Genomic DNA, 752 nt, shown 5'->3' on the forward strand with positions numbered 1-752 from the left:
CAACGAGGTTCTGGAAGAACTGTTTCAGATGTTCAACCTCTCCCGTCCGCAGGATTTTGAGGGGCACAGCCTGTCGGTCAGCGATGTGATCGCACTCAAACGCAATGGCGAGGTGTCTGTGCATTATGTGGACAGCATCGGCTTCAAAGATTTACAGGGGTTTCTGGACAAGCAGCCGGAACGCCCTTCGGTGCTGATGAATCTCAAAGAAAAGTGCGATGCCCCGGAGTGCAATCCCACCGTCTGCCGGAAAGTGAGGGATGCCCATGAACTTTAACCACGAAGAGCTCATGCTGATGATGCTCTACAACTCCGGCACCCGGCTGGGGCTTATCCACGAGTTGCGGCTCATGCAGTGCTACCTGATGCCCGATGAGACTGCCCTGCGGGAACTGTCGGAGGGTGTTATCGAAAAGCTGAAACTGCTGACTGATGCGGAGTTTGCCGAACTGGAATTTCCACCGGACTGATTTTTGCCGCCTACGGGCGGCGTACATAAAGTATTTTGTTCTTCCAAAAGATATGCTATAATCAAATTAGACAAAAATCCTCTCTTCAAGCGATTTCTCCGCAATTTTCCTGTGGCTCTGCTCGTATCAAAAATAAGGGACTGAATTTTAATTGTCAGAACGGAGGAACCATTATGGCAATCTTTGAAAAGACCATCCGAAACAAAAACTTTGACAAGCTGCTTCGGAAGCTGGAAAATGAAATCCCGGACAGCAGTTGGTCGGCAGATTTAGAGGCAGGCA

General features: G+C 49.6%; 2 protein-coding genes. Both read left to right on the forward strand.

Going from position 1 to position 752, the window contains the following annotated elements:
* A partial coding sequence (locus tag QZL71_RS13170; RefSeq protein ID WP_294649208.1) for a YodL domain-containing protein occupies nt 1-277 on the forward strand: 277 nt, incomplete at its 5' end.
* Nucleotides 267-470, forward strand: coding sequence for a transposon-transfer assisting family protein (locus QZL71_RS13175; RefSeq protein ID WP_128117708.1), 204 nt, complete (start codon nt 267-269; stop codon nt 468-470). The genes QZL71_RS13170 and QZL71_RS13175, both read left to right, overlap by 11 nt.
* Nucleotides 471-752 lie beyond the last annotated feature (282 nt).

It is taken from the genome of uncultured Faecalibacterium sp. (assembly GCF_900066275.1).
GTDB classification, from domain to species: Bacteria; Bacillota; Clostridia; order Oscillospirales; family Ruminococcaceae; genus Faecalibacterium; species Faecalibacterium taiwanense.